This window comes from Polaribacter sp. (assembly GCF_039939415.1).
Classification (GTDB): domain Bacteria; phylum Bacteroidota; class Bacteroidia; order Flavobacteriales; family Flavobacteriaceae; genus Polaribacter.
Map to the genome: position 1 here is coordinate 1 of NZ_JBDVJE010000032.1, position 15,498 is coordinate 15,498.

Annotated in this window: 21 protein-coding genes; 11 read left to right on the forward strand and 10 right to left on the reverse strand. The window is 27.8% G+C overall.

The features are described 5' to 3' along the window. Together ABJG40_RS05100 and ABJG40_RS05105 are read left to right on the forward strand one after the other, a co-directional pair. On the forward strand, positions 1-383 hold a 383-nt coding region (locus ABJG40_RS05100; protein ID WP_348023493.1), incomplete at its 5' end, for a TlpA disulfide reductase family protein. An 18-nt stretch (positions 384-401) separates the two neighbouring features. Continuing rightward, a complete protein-coding gene (locus tag ABJG40_RS05105) occupies positions 402-1,010 on the forward strand; it encodes a thioredoxin family protein (protein ID WP_348023494.1) in 609 nt (202 codons plus the stop codon). Between the two features lie 172 nt (positions 1,011-1,182). On the opposite strand, the gene ABJG40_RS05110 is transcribed toward ABJG40_RS05105, so the two are convergent. From ABJG40_RS05110 to ABJG40_RS05135, 6 genes are all read right to left on the reverse strand, one after another. After that, positions 1,183-1,926, reverse strand: a complete 744-nt coding sequence (locus ABJG40_RS05110) for a type II CAAX endopeptidase family protein (protein ID WP_348023495.1) — start codon at positions 1,924-1,926, stop codon at positions 1,183-1,185. Between the two features lie 368 nt (positions 1,927-2,294). After that, a complete protein-coding gene (locus tag ABJG40_RS05115) occupies positions 2,295-2,819 on the reverse strand; it encodes a nuclear transport factor 2 family protein (RefSeq protein WP_348023496.1) in 525 nt (174 codons plus the stop codon). 77 nt (positions 2,820-2,896) lie between these two features. Beyond that, positions 2,897-3,622 (reverse strand): head GIN domain-containing protein, encoded by a 726-nt coding sequence (locus tag ABJG40_RS05120; RefSeq protein ID WP_348023497.1) that lies wholly within the window; start codon positions 3,620-3,622, stop codon positions 2,897-2,899. Between the two features lie 94 nt (positions 3,623-3,716). After that, positions 3,717-5,396 (reverse strand): PspC domain-containing protein, encoded by a 1,680-nt coding sequence (locus ABJG40_RS05125; RefSeq protein ID WP_348023498.1) that lies wholly within the window; start codon positions 5,394-5,396, stop codon positions 3,717-3,719. Further along, positions 5,389-5,733, reverse strand: a complete 345-nt coding sequence (locus ABJG40_RS05130; RefSeq protein ID WP_348023499.1) for a PadR family transcriptional regulator — start codon at positions 5,731-5,733, stop codon at positions 5,389-5,391. The genes ABJG40_RS05125 and ABJG40_RS05130 overlap by 8 nt, the downstream gene beginning before the upstream one ends. A gap of 19 nt (positions 5,734-5,752) precedes the next feature. Further along, entirely contained in the window at positions 5,753-6,187 is a 435-nt protein-coding gene (locus tag ABJG40_RS05135; RefSeq protein WP_348023500.1) for a DUF4870 domain-containing protein, read from the reverse strand. A 225-nt stretch (positions 6,188-6,412) separates the two neighbouring features. Between ABJG40_RS05135 and ABJG40_RS05140 the strand changes: the two genes are divergently transcribed. Beyond that, complete coding sequence (locus ABJG40_RS05140; RefSeq protein ID WP_348023501.1) at positions 6,413-6,868, forward strand: DUF4442 domain-containing protein; 456 nt, start codon at positions 6,413-6,415, stop codon at positions 6,866-6,868. Position 6,869: 1 nt separating this feature from the next. Here the strand turns inward: ABJG40_RS05140 and ABJG40_RS05145 are convergent, their stop codons facing one another. Then, positions 6,870-7,016, reverse strand: coding sequence for a hypothetical protein (locus ABJG40_RS05145; RefSeq protein WP_348023502.1), 147 nt, complete (start codon positions 7,014-7,016; stop codon positions 6,870-6,872). A gap of 138 nt (positions 7,017-7,154) precedes the next feature. Here ABJG40_RS05145 and ABJG40_RS05150 point away from each other — a divergent pair, with 138 nt between their 5' ends. Beyond that, on the forward strand, positions 7,155-7,991 hold the full coding sequence (locus tag ABJG40_RS05150) for a TIGR00266 family protein (protein ID WP_348023503.1): 837 nt from the start codon (positions 7,155-7,157) through the stop codon (positions 7,989-7,991). 109 nt (positions 7,992-8,100) lie between these two features. After that, complete coding sequence (locus ABJG40_RS05155) at positions 8,101-9,438, forward strand: sugar MFS transporter (RefSeq protein WP_348023504.1); 1,338 nt, start codon at positions 8,101-8,103, stop codon at positions 9,436-9,438. 1 nt (position 9,439) lies between these two features. Here ABJG40_RS05155 and prmC read toward each other — a convergent pair whose 3' ends face one another. Beyond that, positions 9,440-10,300: a peptide chain release factor N(5)-glutamine methyltransferase gene (prmC, locus tag ABJG40_RS05160; RefSeq protein ID WP_348023505.1), complete on the reverse strand. Its 861-nt coding sequence runs from the start codon at positions 10,298-10,300 to the stop codon at positions 9,440-9,442. Next, positions 10,297-10,788 carry a GNAT family N-acetyltransferase gene (locus ABJG40_RS05165; RefSeq protein WP_348023506.1) on the reverse strand — a complete coding sequence of 164 codons (492 nt, stop codon included), beginning with the start codon at positions 10,786-10,788 and terminating at the stop codon, positions 10,297-10,299. The genes prmC and ABJG40_RS05165 overlap by 4 nt, the downstream gene beginning before the upstream one ends. 52 nt (positions 10,789-10,840) lie before the next feature. Here ABJG40_RS05165 and ABJG40_RS05170 point away from each other — a divergent pair, with 52 nt between their 5' ends. From ABJG40_RS05170 to ABJG40_RS05195, 6 genes are read left to right on the forward strand one after another with little or no spacing between them, the layout of a single operon-like run. Beyond that, entirely contained in the window at positions 10,841-11,299 is a 459-nt protein-coding gene (locus ABJG40_RS05170; RefSeq protein ID WP_348023507.1) for an LEA type 2 family protein, read from the forward strand. A gap of 4 nt (positions 11,300-11,303) precedes the next feature. Beyond that, positions 11,304-12,347, forward strand: coding sequence for a bifunctional diaminohydroxyphosphoribosylaminopyrimidine deaminase/5-amino-6-(5-phosphoribosylamino)uracil reductase RibD (gene ribD, locus ABJG40_RS05175; protein WP_348023508.1), 1,044 nt, complete (start codon positions 11,304-11,306; stop codon positions 12,345-12,347). Then, entirely contained in the window at positions 12,340-12,945 is a 606-nt protein-coding gene (locus tag ABJG40_RS05180; RefSeq protein ID WP_348023509.1) for an HAD family phosphatase, read from the forward strand. The genes ribD and ABJG40_RS05180 overlap by 8 nt, the downstream gene beginning before the upstream one ends. Positions 12,946-12,948: 3 nt before the next feature. Beyond that, complete coding sequence (locus tag ABJG40_RS05185; RefSeq protein ID WP_348023510.1) at positions 12,949-13,812, forward strand: EamA family transporter; 864 nt, start codon at positions 12,949-12,951, stop codon at positions 13,810-13,812. A gap of 1 nt (position 13,813) precedes the next feature. Then, on the forward strand, positions 13,814-14,422 hold the full coding sequence (locus ABJG40_RS05190; RefSeq protein ID WP_348023511.1) for a YigZ family protein: 609 nt from the start codon (positions 13,814-13,816) through the stop codon (positions 14,420-14,422). A gap of 9 nt (positions 14,423-14,431) precedes the next feature. Then, on the forward strand, positions 14,432-15,019 hold the full coding sequence (locus tag ABJG40_RS05195; protein ID WP_348023512.1) for a hypothetical protein: 588 nt from the start codon (positions 14,432-14,434) through the stop codon (positions 15,017-15,019). Positions 15,020-15,040: 21 nt separating this feature from the next. Here the strand turns inward: ABJG40_RS05195 and ABJG40_RS05200 are convergent, their stop codons facing one another. Then, entirely contained in the window at positions 15,041-15,439 is a 399-nt protein-coding gene (locus tag ABJG40_RS05200) for a thioesterase family protein (RefSeq protein ID WP_348023513.1), read from the reverse strand. Positions 15,440-15,498 lie beyond the last annotated feature (59 nt).

Sequence of the window (15,498 nt, forward strand, 5' to 3'; positions counted from 1 at the left end):
AGCCTTTGTTAGAAAAAAACGATGGTAAAACCTATGTTATTAATTTTTGGGCAACTTGGTGTGCACCTTGTGTAAAAGAGTTACCAGTTTTCGAAAAAATTAACCAAGAATATGCAGATAAAAATGTAGAGGTTATTTTGGTAAGTTTAGATTTTCCGAAACAAGTAGATAAAAAGTTAATTCCGTTTATCAATAAAAAACAATTAAAATCTAAAGTAATTTTATTAAACGATGTTAATGAAAATATTTGGATAAAAGCAATCGATTCTACTTGGTCAGGAGCAATACCTGCAACAATAATATACAATGCTAAAGGTAAAAAGTTTTTTGAGCAATCATTTGAATATGAACAATTAGAAAAAGAATTAAAATCATTATTATAAACAAAAAACAACAATATTATGAATTTTAAAAAATCAATTTTAATACTTTTAGTAGTTGTAATTGCCTCTGCATTTACAAATAAAGTGGTTAAAGGTTACAAAGTAGGAGATACCATAGAAGATTTTAAACTTAAAAATATAGATGATAAAACGGTTTCTTTGTCTGATTATACAGATGCTAAAGGATTTATTATCATTTTTACTTGTAATATGTGCCCATATTCTGTAGCTAATGAAGATAGAATAATAGCATTAGATAAGAAATATAAAAAATTAGGATTTCCTGTAATTGCTATAAACCCAAATGACCCTGTAGCTTCTAGAGGAGATGGCTTTGATGATATGAAGGTGAGAGCTTCAGAAAAAGGGTTTACGTTTCCATATTTATTTGATGAAGGCCAGAAAGTATATCCTAAATTTGGAGCTAGTAAAACTCCGCATGTTTATATTGTAACTAAAAAATCTATGAAAGTTGAATATATAGGGGCTATAGACAATAGTTCTAGAAACCCAGATGCGGTTACAGAAAAATATGTAGAAACTGTTGTTGATGAATTGTTAGCAGGTAAAAAACCAAGTGTTACAGAAACAAGAGCTATTGGTTGTTCTATAAAAGTAAAAAGATAAAACTTCTTTCTAAAATATAAAAAATCCCAAGTTAAAAACTTGGGATTTTTTTTGTAATATTTTTTTTGATTCGCTAGCGTGTTTGTATAAGCTTTGTTTAAGCAGTGAATTTCCCAAGCGAGCTAAAACTAGCAATAAAGTTTATATAGTGTTGTCTAGTAGTTGTTTATGTTTATATTAAATAAAATATACAGTAAATCATTCCTAAATTGAAACCTGAATGACATAATATTGCTCCCAATATAGAGTCAGTTCTTTTTTTCATTTCAAAGAATATTAAACTTGTAATAAACATTCCTAAAACCCAAATTAGTGTTGGAACTAAATAAAAGTCCCAGTTTTTATTTACGAAAACTAATCCAAAATGTGAAATATGAGTTAATGCAAATGCAGAACTATCTATAATTGACGCTTTTTTATTACCAACTGATTTAGCAAAACTTCCGTGGATGATTCCTCTAAAAAATAATTCCTCTCCAATTGGGCTAAAAATCATTCCAGTAATTGCCATTATTAGAAACATTGTCCTTTTTCCTTGAGCAGAAATATTTTCAGGAATATTATAGGATTTTCCAATATATTCATACCAATTTTCATAAGATTTTCCATAAAGACCTTGTCCTAAAAAGTGTAAAATAACGCTAAATATTATTCCGATTCCCAAAGCGAGAATCAAATAATTTAGTTTTTTGGTTGTTTTTATTCCTGTTTTTTTTCTTCCGTACTTACTCAAAAACACAAACGGTATTATTGCAGAAATAAACATTACTAAACCAATCAAACTATAACTTCCAGTTACATTTGCTTTAAGAACTAGAATAAATCGAGTAACACAAACAATCAGAAGTAAGAATAGTCCAAATTTCCAGTCGAATTTAAAATATTTATTCCAAAAAGGTTTTAATTCATTTTTCATTTTCTTGTAATGTTGATTTTAATCTTGACCAATGTCAAATTTAGTTATTTTTTGTGCTAAAACTTTTATTAATAAGCGATTCAAAGAAGTATTAATTAATTTCTCTCTAAAATTACCTAAAAATTTAACTTTATCCATAGGAATTAATCTCGTTTAATCATGATGGGTTAATTACTGCCAACTTACGCTGATATACGTTCGTTTCAAAGACTCCTATCAGTAGTCAGTCAAGGTCTATTTTTTAAGTTTAAAAGCAAACTAAACTTAAAAGTAAGCGTCGTTTTTTACAAAACGACGACTTACCAAGTAAACTAATAAAACCAAGTATTAGTAACTATTATATTAGAGTTAGCCATTCTAATAAATTTTTATTCAGATAAAGGTTTGTGGTTATAACTCAATACCCTTTTTAATTTCCATTTGTTATTTTCAAGAATCCAAAGATGTGTAAAATCTGCAATTCCTACAGTTTTAAATTCTGAATTTTGTTTTTGTAAAAATGTATGTTTTCCTTTTTGTATGGCTCCATACATAATACCATTTTTATTTAATTGATGTACTTCTAAAGTACCAGAAACTAATTCTCTTTTATTATTTCCAGGTTTAGAACAAAGTCCGTTTTTTATTGCATCTATAAAACCTTTTCTATTTTGTATTCCTCCAAGATCATGATAAAATTCAAAATCATCAGCAATAATAGGTTCTAGTTTTTCAACTTCACATAAGTTAAAAGTTCTTTCAAAAATGATACTATCTTTAGATTTTAATGTTTTAAATAAGTCAGATTTTTTATCAACTTGCGCATTTAAAACAAAATTGTAAAATAACATTGCTATAAATAGAAGTACTTTTATTAGGATAGAATTTTTAAAAGGTTCTAGAAAATTATTCATTGTTGGTTGGTTTTTTAAAATCTTGTGGTTGTTTTGTACAACCACAAGAAAACTAATTTTGGTTGATTTATAATTTGTTATTTTCTAGAAATGCTTCCTCCAGAAGAAGATTTTTTATTTACTGATTTAGGATTTCCTTTAAAATCAATATCTCCACCACTAGTTGCTTTTGCTTCTAATTTTTCAGAAGCAAAAACATTAATATCTGCTCCACTTGTAGCTTTGGCAATTACATTTTTACTTTCTAAATCGTAAGCATCTATAGAGGCTCCACTAGTTGCACTTGAAGCATGATTTGTTGAAATTCCAGAAACTCTAATATCAGATCCACTAGTAGAACTTGTTTCTACACTTGTTGCATCAACAGTAATTTTTATATCTGCACCACTTGTTGCAGCAATAGAAATTTCATCGGTTTTAATAATTCCTTTTCCATAAACATCACTTCCACTTGTGGCTTTAATTGAATTTAAATTTTTTATGGTAACATGTACTTTTCTAGCTTTTGCTCTCCAAATACTTTTTTCTGAATATACTTTTAAAATACCATCTTCAACTTCTGTCATAATAATATCATGTAAGTTTTCATCTGCTTCTACAATAATTTTGTTTTTTGCACCCTGTGTTACATATAAATCAATTCCTGTGCTTACTTTTATTCCAGAAAACTTGCTAGATGTTTTTCTTACTTCAGAAATAACATTTTTATTTCCATTTACTCTGTTAAATACATCTACACTACAAGATGTGAAAATAGTAGCTATAAATAGTATTGTAATAATTTTTGATATTGAATTTTTCATGACTTAAGTTTTAATTAGATAATAAATGTCTTTTATTAGACGCTTAAAATAAAAGGATGGTTACTCAATTGTTGATTTTTATAGTTGAATTGTATTAAATACTTTCTTGTTTAATAATTTCATCATCTTCAATTTCTTCATTACAATCTGTACATTTTAATGTATCATCAGTCATTTTAAAATAATGATTAACCATATCTTTATCATAAATATCACCCTCATTTTCTACATTATATAAAAAGTTTTTAACGGTGTTGTCAAAATACACAGTGTTACCTTCTGGCAAGTAAAATGTAATATTTACTTCTTCATCTTTCCACATATTTTTAAATTCAGATAAGTAGTAAGCATCTAAAACAATTGTATTATCTATAATTTCAAATTTATATTCAATTTTTTGAGCATTTTTGTTTGCACTACTTTTACTTTTTCCTTTAGATTCTTTTTGTAGGATAAAGTAAGCTTTATTTGAGTTACTCTTTTTAACATCAACTTTTACATAGTTAGAATAAACTTTTGTTATACCATCTACTTCAACTTCATATTTATGAGAACTTCTTCTTAAATTATGTCTGTAATAAATTTCATCATCATTTACCATTTTTAAGGTTAATGTATCGTTTTTAACAAGATTTAAAGTTGTTTTCTTTACATTTTGACCATAATTAGCATGAGATGTACCAAAATCTATACCTGTAAAAATCATTGTTAATAAAGCAACAATCCAAATACCTAATAAAGTTAAAGAAGTTGGTTTTGTAAATTGTTTTACACTGCTAGATAATATTCTTAATCCTAAAACAAATAGTATTAAAAAAGGAATACCAATTAATAAAAACAAAGCTAAAGTTAATACCCATTTAGGTAAAACAGCATCATAGAAAAATGGTGGATATTGTAAAAATTCTCCATCTACATTTAACCATTCTAAACTTCCAACAGAAAACCCACTAATAATTAGTGATAAAATAACAGCCGCCGCAACAAAGACGAGTATTGCTCCAATAAATTTACCAATTACTTTAAAAAATACAAGAATAATCTTGCCTATTGTACTGATAAAATCTTGTAGTCCGTTATTTTTTTTTGTCTTTGCTGAAAAAGTTTGGTTCATTTTTTCAGATAATTCGTTTGCACCATCTTTTATTTTATCGGAAGCCTGATTTGCAAAATCTTTTACATTTTCAGAAACGTTTGTAAATTCTTCTCTTATCTTTTTTTCGATATTATCTATATTTACAGGCTCTCCTTCCATTTGTAATTTTTCTGCAGTAGTTTTAGCTTCTGGTAATAATATCCAAAGAATAATGTATAAAATAATACCAAAACCAGCGCCAAAAAACAATGCTAATAAACCAAGTCGAATCCAAATTGTATCAATGTCAAAATAATGAGCAATACCTGCAGCAACACCTCCTAAAAATTTGTCATCTCCATCTCTAAATAATTTTTTTCCTGAAGTATTATTTCTTTTATATGAATAACTCGAGTCGTTATAAGTTTCTTCAGCTTCCGCATAATCTTCTGGTTGTCCCATGATTTTAATGATATCATCAATATCACCTTCATTTACAACTTGTCTAGCATCCGTAATTTTTTCAGATAATAACTCGCTAATACGTGCTTCTATATCTGCAATAATTTCGTTTTTCCCTTGCGGATCATCGCTTAATGATCTAGAAATTGATTCTAGATATCGTTTTAATTTCTGATAGGCAACTTCATCTATATGGAAGAAAAATCCGCCTAAATTTATGTTGATTGTCTTATTCATTTGTAGTTGATTTTGTGCTAATTACTTGGTTAACTGCGTTTACTAAATTGCTCCATGTTTTATCTAATTCTTTTAAAAACATGCCTCCGTTTTCTGTTAAAACGTAATACTTTCTTGGTGGTCCAGAAGTAGATTCTTCCCATCTATAAGTTAGTAATCCTGCGTTTTTTAAACGCGTTAATAACGGATATATGGTTCCTTCAACCACAATCATTTCTGCACTTTTTAGCGTTTTTAGAATTTCAGAAGTATATGCATCTCCATTTTTTAAGATGGATAAAATACAATATTCCAAAACACCTTTTCGCATTTGTGCTTTTGTGTTTTCTATCTTCATTTATTGTGGTTTTAAATGATTATTTAATAAATTTTATGGTAAAAGGATACTTATAATTTTCTCCTTCTTTTGCTTTTAAAGCGGCAATAATTATCAATGCTACTTTTATCAACCCAACAATTCCTGCTAAAGAAGCCAATCCAATAACACCAAAAATATTATGAGAATCAAAATTGATATTAATATGATTAAAATTATTGAAGTTGTCGAATTTTCTAAAAATTGATCCTACAAATACAGGAATGAAAGACATTGTTAATATAAAAATGTATAAAGAATAACTGATATTAAAGTTTACAGCTTCTTTACCTTGTTCATCTAAAAATGTACTTCTGTCTTTTAAAGTTTGCCACGCAATTAATGGTGTAATTATATTTCCGAAAGGAAATATAAACCCTGCAAAAGCAGAAATATGTATTAAAAAGGCATTGGTGTTTTCTTTATTTTGTTTCATGATTTCTGAAATATATAATACTTTCTTATGCAAATATATATCTTAAAAAAGGTATTATGCAATACATAGTACTGTAATTAACATTTTTTTAACATTTGTAATTGTATTAATTTTTATCTATAAATAGCGATGTATGTATTGTAAACATTGGTGTTTTTGATTCGTTTATTTTAACTATATTGTAAACGTTTAGAAACTTTGTTATCATTTAATAATTTATAAATAATGAAATTTACACCTGGTAAAGTCAACTTTTTTAACTTTATAAAACTTCCTTTAGCGTATTTAGGAGGTGTTAGAATACGTTCTATTTCAGACACTGAAGTTGTTGTTTCTATAAAACATAGATGGATAAATCAAAACCCATTTAAAAGTATGTTTTGGGCAGCTCAAGGAATGGCTGCAGAAATGCCCACAGGTATTTTGGTTATGAAAGCGATAAAAGATTCTAATAGAAAAGTATCTATGTTGGTTACAAAACAAGAAGCTGAGTTTTATAAAAAAGCAACTGGTAAAATTTTATTTTCTTGTAAAGGAGGAAATGAAATACGTGAAGCAATTCAAAAATCTATAAAAACAGGAGAAGGACAAGTTATTGTTTTAACTTCTAAAGGAGTTAATAAAGATGGAGTAGTGGTTTCTAAATTCCAATTTCATTGGAGTTTGAGGGTAAAATCATAAATTATTCTTTCTTTTTATAAAGCTGAGGTCTTTCTTCATTATAATCACAATCTTGAAAAATACCACAAGAAACATTAGTGCGAGCTAAAGACTTTGTAGTTTCAAATTTTTTAGACAAGGCTTCAATTTCTGGAGATAAATACTTCATAATTACTTTTTTTAATGAGTAGTTATTTTTATGTTTTACTTACACTATCAAAAATAATAAAATTTAAATTAACTGTGTTTAGTTGTAACAAAGTTTTATTTCAATCATCTAACTATATATAACCTAAAATAAACTACTATGTATCAAGATAACATTCCTCAAAACTCGTCAAATAGAAATGCACACGAAATAGATTATAAAATATTTGGAGAAGAAATGCAATTTGTAGAAATAGAATTAGATCCAGAAGAAGGTGTTGTTGCAGAAGCAGGAACGTTTATGATGATGGATGATCAAATTAAAATGAATACAATTTTAGGAGATGGTTCTAATCAAGAAAAAGGACTTTTAGGAAAAATATTTTCTGCAGGAAAAAGAATTTTGACAGGAGAAAGCTTGTTTATGACCGTTTTTACAAATGCTGGAATTGGTAAAAAGCAAATTTCTTTTGCGTCTCCATACCCAGGAAAAATTGTGCCTATTGATTTAACTCAATTTGGCGGTAAATTTATTTGCCAAAAAGATGCATTTCTTTGTGCTGCAAAAGGAGTTTCTATTGGTATTGAGTTTTCAAAAAAATTAGGAAGAGGTTTGTTTGGTGGCGAAGGTTTTATCATGCAGAAAATGGAAGGTGATGGTTTAGGCTTTATTCATGCAGGAGGAACCATGGCTAAAAAAGTATTACAGCCTGGAGAAATTTTAAAAGTAGATACAGGTTGTATTGTTGGTTTTACACAAAGTGTAGATTATGATATAGAATTTGTTGGTGGAATAAAAAATACTGTTTTTGGTGGTGAAGGTTTATTTTTTGCAACATTAAAAGGACCAGGAACTGTGTATGTACAGTCTTTACCTTTTAGTAGACTAGCTGGTAGAGTATTGTCAATGGCACCAAGAACTGGTGGAGGTAAAAAAGGAGAAGGAAGTATTTTAGGTGGAATTGGTGATATTTTAGATGGAGATAATCGTTTTTAAAAACCATTAATTTTTCAGACATTTTATTGAAATTTATAAATTATAATAGATAATCAATATACTTATACGTATATTTCATTTTTCTTATAATTATTAAAAAAAATACTTAATGTCTATTACTGTTCAGAATTCTGATAATTCAAAAAATAATACACTTGTACCAATTATAATTATTGCAGGTTTGTTCTTTATTTTCGGTTTTGTTACGTGGATAAATGGAGCGTTAATTCCATTTATGAAAACCATAAATGAACTTACAGATGCTCAGTCTTATTTAGTAGCATCAGCTTCTTATATTTCTTTTGTTGTTATGGCTTTACCAGCTTCTTATATCATTAATAAAATTGGATATAAAAAAGGTATGTCTTTAGGTTTAATTGTAATGGCAGTAGGAGCTTTATTATTTATACCAGCAGCAAATGCAAGAACTTATTGGATGTTTTTAACGGCCATTTTTATACAAGGAGCAGGTATGACTTTGTTGCAAACAGCTTCTAATCCTTACATTACTATTCTAGGTCCAATTGAAAGTGCCGCAAAACGTATTGCTATTATGGGAATTGCAAATAAAATTGCTGGGATTTTAGGTTCTGTAATATTTGGAGCAATTTTATTATCAGGAATTGATATTATTAAAGAAAAGTTAGCGAATGTAGACGATGTAGAAAAAGCAAACTTGTTAAATACAATGGCAGATAGTGTTGTTACTCCCTATATTGTAATGGCTGTTGTTTTGTTCTTATTAGGAGTTTTAATACGTAAAGCACCTTTACCTAATGTAGAAGCAGAAGTTGTAGAAGTAACAGAGGTAGGAGCAAAAGAAAAAACAAACATCTTTCAGTTTCCACATTTATGGTTGGGTGTTTTAGCATTGTTTTTATATGTAGGTGTTGAGGTTGTAGCAGGTGATACAATTATTTCTTATGGAATATCTTTAAACATTCCTGCAGAGGATGCTAAATTTTTTACCTCATTTACTTTAATGGCAATGATTGCTACTTATGCTTTAGGAGTTGTGTTAATTCCTAAATATATCAGTCAATCTTTTGCTTTAAAAGCAAGTGCTTTATTAGGAATTATATTTTCTTTTTGTATTGTATACACTTCAGGATTTACTTCTGTGCTTTTTGTAGCTGCTTTAGGAATTGCAAATGCGTTAGTTTGGCCCGCAATTTGGCCTTTAGCTTTAGACGGTTTAGGTAAATTTACAAAAACAGCATCTGCATTGTTAATTATGGCAATTTCTGGAGGAGCAATTATACCGCCTTTATATGGAGCTTTAGTTGATAATAAAAAAGAAACTTTAATTTCTTCTGGGGTAAATGAAGTTTCGGCTTTAGTAGAAGCGTCTTCTTTTGGGTATTGGATTTTACTTCCTTGTTATACTATTATACTTTATTATGCTTTTTGGGGACATAAAATAGGCTTAAAAAATCATGCTATTTAGGTTAAAGTGATGTTTTAATCATTCTGTCATTGCCAAATAAATCTTTTTTTAATTCAATGTTTTTAAAACCTTTTTGGTGAAGCATTTCAACAGTTTCTTTTCCTAAATATTGATTAATTTCAAAAAATAACAATCCATTTTTATCTAAATTATTTTTAGCTAAATCTGCAATTTTAGTATAAAAAATTAAAGGATTATCATCATCAACAAATAAAGCTAAATGAGGTTCGTTTTCTAAAACATTGTTTTTTATTTCAATTTTTTCAAGTTCTCTAACATAAGGTGGATTTGAAATAATAATTTTAAATTGTTGAGGTAAGCTTTCTGTTTTTAAAATGTCTTTTTCTATAAACTGAATTTCAACTTTATTTAAAACAGCGTTTTGTTTGGCAACTTTTAAAGCTTCAGAAGAAACATCAATTGCAGAAATGGTAACGTTTTTTAAAATTTTAGCTAATGAAATTGGTATACATCCAGTTCCAGTTCCAATATCAAGAATTTTTAACTCTCTTACTTTGTCACTTTGTAACTCTGCAACTTCTTTTAAAATCCATTCTACCAATTCTTCAGTTTCTGGTCTAGGTATTAAAGTATTTTCATTTACTTTAAAAGGCAATCCATAAAATTCAGTTTCACCTAAAATATATTGAATAGGTTCTTCTTTTTGAAGTCTAACAATTATAGTTTTTAATTCTGATAAAATTTCATCTGAAATTAAAAAATCAGGTTTTAAAACAGTATCAATTCTTTGTAAGTTTAATTTGTCTTCGATTAACAAAAAAAAGAATGTATCTATTTCTGTCTGCGGATAAATTGCTGATAATTCATCAGAAAAAAAGGTTCTAAATTCTTTTAAAATCATAATTCTTTAATCATCCAAACATTACAAGAATAGTGGCAAGTATTTCCCATTGGTTTTTCTAAATCTGTAAATCCGTATTTTTTATAGAGTTTTACAGCAGCTTTCATATATGGCATCGTTTCTAAATAACAGTTTTCAAATCCAATCTCTTTTGCTTTTTCCAAACATTTAGAAATCATTTTAGTTCCTAAACCTTTGCCTCTTGCAATGGGTAAAAAGTACATTTTCTGAAGCTCGCAAGTATTGCCTTTAAAATTATCTAGTTGAGCAATTCCTCCACCGCCAACAATTTTATTTTTATGTTCTAAAACAAAATATGCAGCTTCTTTTTTTTGATAAGTTTCAAACATTTTATCTGTTGCTTTGTCTTCATAAGCAGTACCTGTTTTTGGAGCACCCATTTCTAAAATTACTGCTCTAATTACAATTGCCATTTGTGCATTGTCTTTAGCATTAATTTCTCTAATGATAAAATCTTGACTTGTCATTTATTACTGTATTTTTGCAAGAGCAATTTACCTAAATTTTTAATCAATTCAGATGAAAAACTTTTTATATTTTACTTTAATTGTTTTTGTTATTACAAGCTGTTCAGTAAATAAACAACCCGTATTTGTAAAGGTAGATAACATAAAAGTTACTTCTTTTAGTAGTGATACAATTCGTTTAAAGGCAGAAGCTTTTTTTGATAATCCTAATGATGTTGGAGGTGAAATTTCTACAGAAGAAATTAAAGTAATTGTAAATGGGGCAGAAGTGGCTCAAGTTTCTTCAGAAGAATTTAATGTTCCTGCAAGAAAAGAATTTTCCATTCCTTTAGTAGTTGTAGTTCCTGCTAAAAAAGTTTTTAAAAATAATAAAAACGGAATTATTGGAGGGTTGCTAAATTCTATTATAAATAAGTCTGTTAAAGTTCAGTTTAAAGGAGTTTTAAAATACAAAGTTTTTGGTTTTTCTAGTGAGTATTTAATAGATGAAACAGAAGAAATAAAATTATAAGTTTTTGAATCACGAATTTTACATAAAACGCTGTTTGCAGATTGGTAAAAATGGAATTGGAACTACACGTCCAAACCCTTCTGTTGGAGCAGTTGTTGTTTATCAAAATAAAATTATTGGAGAAGGATTTACAGCTCCTTATGGAGAAAGTCATGCAGAGGTAATTGCTATAAATTCAGTAAAAGATAAATCACTTTTAAAAGAGGCTACTATTTATGTAACCTTAGAACCTTGTTCTCATTACGGCAAAACGCCACCTTGTGCAGATTTAATTGTGAAAAATAAAATTAAAAATGCCGTTATTGGTTGTGTAGATTCTAATAGTTTAGTTGCTGGTAAAGGAATTGAAAGATTAAAAAAAGCAGGAATTAATGTTACTGTTGGTGTTTTAGAAAATGAATGTAGAGAACATCACAAACGATTTTTTACGGTTCAAGATAAAAAGCGACCATTTATTATTTTAAAATGGGCTGCAACTAAAGATGGTTTTATAGCTCCATTAACTAAAAACGAACAAAAACCAGTTTGGATTTCTAATCAATATTCTCAACAATTGGTGCATAAATGGCGAAGTAAAGAACATGCTATTTTAGTTGGTACAAATACGGTTGTTGTAGATAATCCTAAGTTAAATGTTAGAAGCTGGTCAGGAGAAAATCCAGTAAGAATTGTATTAGATAGCACTTTAAGAGCATCTAAAAATTTAAATGTTTTTGATGGAAGTGTAAAAACGATTGTAATTACAGAAAAGGAAGAATGTCAGTTCGAGCGCAGTCGAGAACTAATTATAGAAACCATCAATTTTTCAAATAATATTGCAATTCAAATTTGCGAAATTTTGCAAAAACACCAAATTCAATCTGTAATTATTGAAGGAGGAAACCAAACTTTACAAACATTTATTGATGAAAACTTATGGGATGAAGCTAGAGTTTTTATAGGAAAAACAAATTTTAAAGAAGGAATTAAAGCTCCAGAATTTAAAGGCATACTCAAAGAACAAATAAACATCAAAACAGATGTTTTAAAAATATATATGAATGATTAAAAACATCATTTTCGATTTTGGCGATATTTTTATCAATTTAGATAAACCAGCAACTTTTAGAGAATTAGAAAAATTAGGGGTTTCAGAAATTTCTGATGATATGATGGCAGTTGCGCATCAATATGAAAAAGGATTAATTTCTACAGATGAGTTTACAGGCTATTTTTCCAAACAATTTAATATTCCAAGAGAAAAACTAGTTTTTGCATGGAATGCTATTCTGTTAGATTTTCCTAAAGAGAGATTAGCATTTTTAAAAGAACTTGCTCATAGTAAAAAATACAAGTTGTTATTGTTAAGTAATACAAACGATATGCATATTTCTCATATTCAAGAAAAATGGGGAGCAGAATTATTTAACGAGTTTAAAAATTGTTTTGACGTTTTTTATTTATCACATGAAATTCATTTAAAAAAACCAGATATAGATATTTTTGAATTTGTTTTAAAAGAAAATAATTTAATTGCAGATGAAACTTTGTTTGTTGATGATTTAAAAGAAAATACAGATGCTGCAAATACTTTAGGTATTCATACTTGGAATTTAATTCCAGGGCAAGAAGATGTTACAGAGTTATTCACCAAAAACAAAATTTAAAATTTGATTTATTTATTATTAAGTATTCTTTTTGCAACAGGATTGTTTGTTATTTTTAAATATTTTGGTATTTATAAAATAGATATTTTAAAAGCAATTGTTGTTAATTATATAGTTGCTTTTATCATTGGGTTTTCATTAGCAGAAAAAAGTGTTCCAATTTCAGAAGTTTATCAGCAAAAATGGGCTTTAGGAGCTGCTTTTTTAGGAGCTTTATTTGTTTCAATCTTTTTTGTAATGGCTAAAACTGCACAAAACAATGGTGTTTCTGTAGCTTCTGTTGCAGGTAAAATGTCTGTTGTTATTCCTATTTTATTTGGTGTTTTATTATATAATGAATCTGTAACTTTTTTAAAAGTAGCAGGAATTATTATTGCATTGGTAGCTGTGTATTTAACTTCTGTAAAAGCAGAAAAAAATAATTTACAAAAAGCAAGTTTATTGTTTCCAATATTACTTTTCTTTGGTTCTGGAGCTATAGACACAATACTAAAATATGTTGAAGTAAATTTTGTGCCAAAAAATGAAGTTGCTATTTTTTCTGGAAGTTTATTCGGTTTTGCAGCCATTTTTGGATTGCTAGTTTTAGCAATAAAAACAATTAAAAAGAAAGAAGCTTTTGGGGTTAAAAATATAATTGCAGGCGTTGTTTTAGGAGTTCCTAATTATTTTTCTATTGTTTTTTTAATCAAAGCATTGCAAACAGAAGGTTTTGAGAGTTCTACACTTTTTACCATTAATAATGTAGGTGTTGTAATTATTTCAACCTTAGTAGGTTTGTTGTTGTTTAAAGAACATTTTAGCACAAAAAACAAAATTGGAGTAGTTTTAGCAATTGTTGGAATTATCTTAGTAACTATTGCTTAATATGTTAGAAGACGTTTATAAAACCATAGAAAAACCATCTGAAGAAACGCTGTTTAAAGTTAAAGGGAGTAAGTTTTTTGGGTATGCTTTTCCGGTTTTGTCTGAAGACGATGTAAAAGAGTGTATAGAAAAATTGAAAAAGCAACATCATTCTGCACGTCATTGGTGTTATGCCTATCAATTAGGAATTGAGAAAATTAGATTTAGGGCAAATGATGATGGTGAACCTAGTAATTCTGCAGGAATGCCAATTTATGGTCAAATTCAATCTTTTGAAGTAACCAATGTTTTAGTTGTGTCTGTTAGATATTTTGGCGGAACAAAATTAGGTGTTGGGGGTTTAATTTCTGCATATAGAACTTCTGCTCAATTAGTTTTGGAAGCCTCAGATATTTTAGAAAAAACAATTAACATTCATTATAAGTTGACTTTCAATTACGATATGATGAATGCTGTACAAAGAATAATCAAAGAAAAACAAATTGAAATTACCAATCAGAAATTAGAAATGAATTGTGAGTATATTATTTCTATCAGAAAAAAAGAGGCTGATTCAATTTTTAAAGTTTTTGATAACCTTTACAAAGTAGAAATAAAAGTTTTAGATTAAATAAAGGCTATGTTATACGTTAAGTTTATAATAGAAGAAAATGAAAAGTTTAACGATTTTAAAAAACTATACAATCATTTAGTTGCTGTAAGAAAACCAGATTTTGATTTTGAAGATGAGGTGCCAGAATTTGATTGGAATAATATGAACGAAAAAGAAATGGAAGAAGCGTTAAAAAAAATAGACTTAGCTTCTGATAAAGATGCATTAGAATTAAAGAGATATAAAAACGTGATTCCAGAGTATGCTAATTCTTTCTTTAAAAAATACTTTCAAATTGATAATGATAAATTAGGAAATTTTGGTGTGCAAGAATTGTTATCAATATTTAATTACTTAGAATTTGGTTTTGAAGTTGATTTAAACAATTTAGAAATTGTAAATAATTCAAATGGAATTATAGAATTTTCTACAGGTAATTTCCCTTTTGGAGGTTTAGAACGATTTTTTATAACTCTAAAAGCATTTAGTTTAATTCCTACCCAATGTTTTGATGGTTTTTCTGTAAATGATATTAAATGGGAAACAGATTTTGAGTATGATTTTGTTGAATTAAAAAAAGAAACAGAAGTATATATTAAAAAACAGAAATGTTAATAAAAAGTAAGTTTTTTAAAATTAATACTCTAAAGCTTTCAATAAATAATCAGGACAGCGTGTTGGTTTCATTGTTTTGTTATTTATAAATGCTAAAACAGAACTTCCTGTACAAATTAATTCGTTATTTTGATTTACAATTTCATAATCAAATTCAATCTTAACCATTGGTTTTTTTTTAAGAATTGTTTTAATTGTTAAAACATCATCATACAAAGCAGATTTTATAAAGTTAAAGTTAATTGATATTACAGGAAGCATTATTCCATTGGTTTCCATATCTTTGTAGGTAACGCCTAAAGAACGTAACCATTCTGTGCGTCCTAATTCAAAAAATTGAGCGTAGTTTCCATGATAAACTACTCCCATTTGGTCAGTTTCAGAATAACGTATTCTTGTATTTGTTAATGAATATTTCAAAATATAAAATCAGTAAAAATTTATACGATTGTACGTAAAAAATAATTAATAATCAATAG

What these genes read in the sequence shown, in the direction of transcription:
- ABJG40_RS05150 (WP_348023503.1), top strand. Translation starts at nt 7,155, where the DNA reads ATGTATCAAGATAACATTCCTCAAAACTCGTCAAATAGAAATGCACAC.
- prmC (WP_348023505.1), bottom strand. Translation starts at nt 10,300, where the DNA reads ATGATTTTAAAAGAATTTAGAACCTTTTTTTCTGATGAATTATCAGCA.
- ABJG40_RS05125 (WP_348023498.1), bottom strand. Translation starts at nt 5,396, where the DNA reads ATGAATAAGACAATCAACATAAATTTAGGCGGATTTTTCTTCCATATA.
- ABJG40_RS05115 (WP_348023496.1), bottom strand. Translation starts at nt 2,819, where the DNA reads ATGAATAATTTTCTAGAACCTTTTAAAAATTCTATCCTAATAAAAGTA.
- ABJG40_RS05155 (WP_348023504.1), top strand. Translation starts at nt 8,101, where the DNA reads ATGTCTATTACTGTTCAGAATTCTGATAATTCAAAAAATAATACACTT.
- ABJG40_RS05105 (WP_348023494.1), top strand. Translation starts at nt 402, where the DNA reads ATGAATTTTAAAAAATCAATTTTAATACTTTTAGTAGTTGTAATTGCC.
- ABJG40_RS05195 (WP_348023512.1), top strand. Translation starts at nt 14,432, where the DNA reads ATGTTATACGTTAAGTTTATAATAGAAGAAAATGAAAAGTTTAACGAT.
- ABJG40_RS05165 (WP_348023506.1), bottom strand. Translation starts at nt 10,788, where the DNA reads ATGACAAGTCAAGATTTTATCATTAGAGAAATTAATGCTAAAGACAAT.
- ABJG40_RS05180 (WP_348023509.1), top strand. Translation starts at nt 12,340, where the DNA reads ATGATTAAAAACATCATTTTCGATTTTGGCGATATTTTTATCAATTTA.
- ABJG40_RS05190 (WP_348023511.1), top strand. Translation starts at nt 13,814, where the DNA reads ATGTTAGAAGACGTTTATAAAACCATAGAAAAACCATCTGAAGAAACG.
- ABJG40_RS05120 (WP_348023497.1), bottom strand. Translation starts at nt 3,622, where the DNA reads ATGAAAAATTCAATATCAAAAATTATTACAATACTATTTATAGCTACT.
- ABJG40_RS05135 (WP_348023500.1), bottom strand. Translation starts at nt 6,187, where the DNA reads ATGAAACAAAATAAAGAAAACACCAATGCCTTTTTAATACATATTTCT.
- ABJG40_RS05130 (WP_348023499.1), bottom strand. Translation starts at nt 5,733, where the DNA reads ATGAAGATAGAAAACACAAAAGCACAAATGCGAAAAGGTGTTTTGGAA.
- ABJG40_RS05145 (WP_348023502.1), bottom strand. Translation starts at nt 7,016, where the DNA reads ATGAAGTATTTATCTCCAGAAATTGAAGCCTTGTCTAAAAAATTTGAA.
- ABJG40_RS05110 (WP_348023495.1), bottom strand. Translation starts at nt 1,926, where the DNA reads ATGAAAAATGAATTAAAACCTTTTTGGAATAAATATTTTAAATTCGAC.
- ABJG40_RS05170 (WP_348023507.1), top strand. Translation starts at nt 10,841, where the DNA reads ATGAAAAACTTTTTATATTTTACTTTAATTGTTTTTGTTATTACAAGC.
- ABJG40_RS05140 (WP_348023501.1), top strand. Translation starts at nt 6,413, where the DNA reads ATGAAATTTACACCTGGTAAAGTCAACTTTTTTAACTTTATAAAACTT.